Raw genomic sequence first — 3646 nt, forward strand, 5'->3', positions numbered from 1 at the left:
GCGGCGCTCGCGGCCGGGTGCACGGTGGTACTCAAGCCCGCGCCGGATACGCCGTGGACGGGCGCGCTGCTCGGCGTTGCCGCGGCGGACACGGACCTTCCCGCGGGCGTGTTCAACGTCGTCACGAGCGAAAGCAACGATCCCGGCCAGCGCCTGGTCGACTCCCCCGACGTCGACGTCGTCTCCTTCACCGGCTCGAGCGCCACCGGACGGCACATCATGGCCTCGGCCGCGCCGACACTCAAGAAGGTATTCCTCGAGCTCGGCGGCAAGTCCGCGGCGATCGTGCTCGACGACGCCGACCTGGCCACCGCCTGCATGATGACCGCGATCACCTGCACCCTCCACGCCGGCCAGGGCTGCGTGTTCACCACCCGCCTCATCGTCCCGCGCGAGCAGCTGGGCGAAGCCATCGAAACCACCAAGGGCGTGATGGCCGGCATCGTCCCCGGCGACCCGAACGACCCGGCCACGATGTGCGGTCCGATCATCTCCCCGCGCCAGCTCGAGCGCGTCTCGGGCTACGTCGAGCTCGCCAAAAAGGAGGGCGGCACGATCGAGATCGGCGGCGAGGTCTTCGACTCCCCGACCGGCGGCGGCAACTGGTACACCCCGACTCTCATCTCCGGGCTCGACCCGCAGTCGCGCGTCGCGCAGGAGGAGATCTTCGGCCCTGTGCTCGTCATCCTTCCCCACGATGGAGACGATGACGCCGTACGGCTGGCAAACGACAATCCGTACGGGCTCTCCGGTGCCGTCTGGAGTACCGACCCGGACCGCATCGAACGCGCCGTCCGCGGCATGCGCACCGGCACCCTGTCCGTCAATGGCGGACAGTATTTCGGCCAGGACATGCCGTTCGGCGGCGTCAAGCAGTCGGGCATCGGCCGCGAAATGGGCAAGGCCGGCTTCGAGGAGTTCCTCGAGTACAAGTCCATCGGGTACGGGGTGTAGTTGCGCGCGACCGCTAATTCGATCATGCTACAGCACTGATGGAACGTCCGTATGCCCGAAATCGTCTCCCTTGAACAACAAGGGTTTCCCTGTCGACATAGCCGCTCCATACACGAGACAGTCGCCGAAGTTGAGCTTTGCCGGTGAGCCGGAGTGGCGGCCGTAGGCACGGTTCGCATGGCGCGCCCAACGAAGATGTGACGAATCGACGTCGAGTATCTCGATGTTCATGGTTTCGATGAAGTTATCGATTTCGGGATCGGCAGCTCCTCTGAGCACGATCGACAGCTCAAGCACCGAGGATGCGGACATGAATCGCTCAAATGACTCGTCGATCGCGCGCTCAAAGTGAACCCAATCAGTTTCTCGACGCATGATCGCGACGACAGCCGACGTATCGATGATCATTTGGGCAGACCGTCTTCGTCATAAATGTCGTCATCGGAAAGCCATACGAGATCCATTTTCAGCACCTTGTCCTGAAGTGCCCTGAGACGGTCGCGATCAATCGGCTTAGGCTGCTGCGCAGCCTCTTTTTCAAGCGCGTCCCGAACGACTGCCGTTGCCGTGGTTCCGCGACGACGCGCGAGCTCTGTAGCGAGCTCGTGGACGCGCGGATCCTTGATATTGAGAGTAGCCATGCTCCAAATTCTACCCCGAAAGGTAGAAAGCGGAAGCCCCTACTTTCCGACTGATGCCTCGGTCGCGTCCCACGCCTGGGCGAAATCGCGGGCCGCGCGTCGTGGATCATCGGCTGCGCATATCGCCGACACGCTCGCCAAGCCTGCGGCGCCCGCTTCGCGCAGCGCGAGGGTGTCGCGGGCCTGCACTCCGCCGATTGCCACACACGGAAGTGTTGTTGCCGCGGCGACCTGGGCGAATCCCGAGTACCCCAGCGGAGCGGGATGATCTGCCTTGGTACTGGTTTCCCGGATCGCTCCGACGCCGAGGTAGTCGACGGTCCCCGGTGGAAGTTCGTGGACCTCGTCGAGGTGGGCTTGCGTGTCCGCCGACAGCCCGATGACGGCGTCCGGTCCGATGACCTTGCGGACCGCCGCGACAGGCAGGTCCTCCTGTCCCAGGTGAACCCCGTCGACGGCGGCGCCCACGGCCTTCGCGGCGCTGTACACGTCCACTCGGTCGTTGACGAGCAACGTCGCCTCCCCGCCGGTGAGTTCCGCCGCCCTGCAGACGAGCTCGAACAGTTCGCGCCCGCCCGCGGCCTTATCCCGAATCTGCACCGTGGTCACCCCGCCGGAGACGGCGGACTCGATGACGGCGAGCACGCCTCGCGCCCCGCACAGGACCGGGTCGGTCACCAGATAGGTGCGCAGGTAACCGGAGTCACTGAAGGAGGTCATGCCACGTCCATTCGTGCACGAATGGTGTCCGGATCGATATTCGCCAGCTCGTCCAAGAACGCCGCGGCGAAACTTCCCGGGCCGGACGACTTCTCGGCCGCCAGGTCCGCGGCGATGGTGTAGACGGCGGATGCCGAGACTGCCGCGACCAGAGGCTCTTCATCCAGCGAGGCGAATGCCGCCATCACCGCGCCCAGGGCGCACCCGGCTCCGGTGACCTTCGTGAGCAGCGGGTGCCCGTTCTGCAGCCGCACCACACGCTGACCGTCGGTGATCACGTCGGTCGGCCCCGACACGGCGACGACGGCGCCGTGCTCGCGTGCCAGCGAGCGCGCCCCGTCCAGCGCACCTTCGGATGAATCCGTGGACTCGACGCCTCGCCCACCTTCCCCGAGACCGGCGAGCGAAAGAATTTCGGAGGCGTTGCCGCGCACGATCGTCGGCCGCAGCGCGACAAGCTCGCGGGCGAGGGTCGTGCGCACCGGAAGCGATCCGACCGCGACCGGGTCCAGCACCCAGGGAGTGTCGGCCGCCCGCGCGGCCTGCGCGGTCGCCGGCATGGCCGTCCTCGCCTCCTCGTGCGGAGTCCCGAGGTTGATGAGCACGCCGGACGCGATGCGCGCGAACTCCTCTGCCTCGGTGGGGATGTCGACCATCGCCGGGGAGGCGCCGATCGCCAACAGCACGTTCGCGGTGAAGTTTGTTGCCACCGCGTTGGTGATGTTCTGCACGAGCGGCGAGCGTTCACGTAAGACGTCGAGCAGTTTGGCGCTCCGGTCAGTCACGTTCGCTGGATCGTCGGCCCTCATGGGCGAAGTCCTCCCGTTCGATTTTCCCAGAACTGGCGCTGGGCAATTCCCACCGTCGTTCTGTTCTATCGTCGCCGTGCGGTGTTGCGGCGAGCCCGCCTCGGGATTCCGCCGGCCCACAGCGCGGCCGCTATCAGCGGCGGCTGGAAAAACAGGCGCACCAATCGCTTGCCGTCGGTATCGAGCCCGAAGCCGTCGGTTCCTTCGGCGTATTGCGCAATGTTCCCGGGGAAGATCAATACATAGAACACGGCCAGAGCGATACCGGCCTGACGGCGACGTTGCGGAAATCCCAGGAGCGCAGCGCCGAGCCCTACCTCGGCAACTCCGGAGGCAAGGACGGTGAAGTCCTCGCCGAGCGGGAACCAGTCCGGCACCTGAGCCTGGAACTCCTGCCGTGCAAACGTCAGGTGCGCGATGCCGGCAAACGACATGAATCCGCCGAGCGCGTAGCGGGCGATGTTCTGTGAGCGTGGTATTGCGCGACTTTCCGTGTGCGTCTTCATGTCCCGAGCCTACGCC

Annotated in this window: 6 protein-coding genes; 1 reads left to right on the forward strand and 5 read right to left on the reverse strand. The window is 65.8% G+C overall.

The genetic code is table 11. From position 1 onward, the window contains the following. A partial coding sequence (locus tag K8V11_RS01055; RefSeq protein ID WP_303910356.1) for an aldehyde dehydrogenase family protein occupies nucleotides 1–954 on the forward strand: 954 nt, incomplete at its 5' end. 27 nt (nucleotides 955–981) lie between these two features. Here K8V11_RS01055 and K8V11_RS01060 read toward each other — a convergent pair. The 5 genes from K8V11_RS01060 to K8V11_RS01080 all read right to left on the reverse strand — a co-directional run bounded on the left by K8V11_RS01060 (nucleotide 982) and on the right by K8V11_RS01080 (nucleotide 3630). Then, a complete protein-coding gene (locus K8V11_RS01060) occupies nucleotides 982–1362 on the reverse strand; it encodes a type II toxin-antitoxin system VapC family toxin (RefSeq protein ID WP_303910357.1) in 381 nt (126 codons plus the stop codon). Beyond that, nucleotides 1359–1595, reverse strand: coding sequence for a type II toxin-antitoxin system VapB family antitoxin (locus tag K8V11_RS01065; RefSeq protein WP_303910358.1), 237 nt, complete (start codon nucleotides 1593–1595; stop codon nucleotides 1359–1361). Before K8V11_RS01065 ends, K8V11_RS01060 begins: the two co-directional genes overlap by 4 nt. A gap of 39 nt (nucleotides 1596–1634) precedes the next feature. Then, nucleotides 1635–2315, reverse strand: a complete 681-nt coding sequence (thiE, locus tag K8V11_RS01070) for a thiamine phosphate synthase (RefSeq protein WP_303910359.1) — start codon at nucleotides 2313–2315, stop codon at nucleotides 1635–1637. Next, complete coding sequence (thiM, locus tag K8V11_RS01075; protein ID WP_303910360.1) at nucleotides 2312–3100, reverse strand: hydroxyethylthiazole kinase; 789 nt, start codon at nucleotides 3098–3100, stop codon at nucleotides 2312–2314. The genes thiE and thiM overlap by 4 nt, the downstream gene beginning before the upstream one ends. Before the next feature lie 89 nt (nucleotides 3101–3189). After that, nucleotides 3190–3630, reverse strand: a complete 441-nt coding sequence (locus K8V11_RS01080; RefSeq protein WP_303910362.1) for a hypothetical protein — start codon at nucleotides 3628–3630, stop codon at nucleotides 3190–3192. Nucleotides 3631–3646: the final 16 nt, after the last annotated feature.

Origin of the sequence: Dietzia timorensis (genome assembly GCF_020742175.1) — a bacterium.
GTDB lineage: Bacteria > Actinomycetota > Actinomycetes > Mycobacteriales > Mycobacteriaceae > Dietzia > Dietzia timorensis_A.

Excerpts from the sequence above, each read along its gene's own strand:
- K8V11_RS01060 (WP_303910357.1), bottom strand. The coding sequence starts at position 1,362 with ATGATCATCGATACGTCGGCTGTCGTCGCGATCATGCGTCGAGAAACT.
- thiE (WP_303910359.1), bottom strand. The coding sequence starts at position 2,315 with ATGACCTCCTTCAGTGACTCCGGTTACCTGCGCACCTATCTGGTGACC.
- K8V11_RS01080 (WP_303910362.1), bottom strand. The coding sequence starts at position 3,630 with ATGAAGACGCACACGGAAAGTCGCGCAATACCACGCTCACAGAACATC.
- K8V11_RS01065 (WP_303910358.1), bottom strand. The coding sequence starts at position 1,595 with ATGGCTACTCTCAATATCAAGGATCCGCGCGTCCACGAGCTCGCTACA.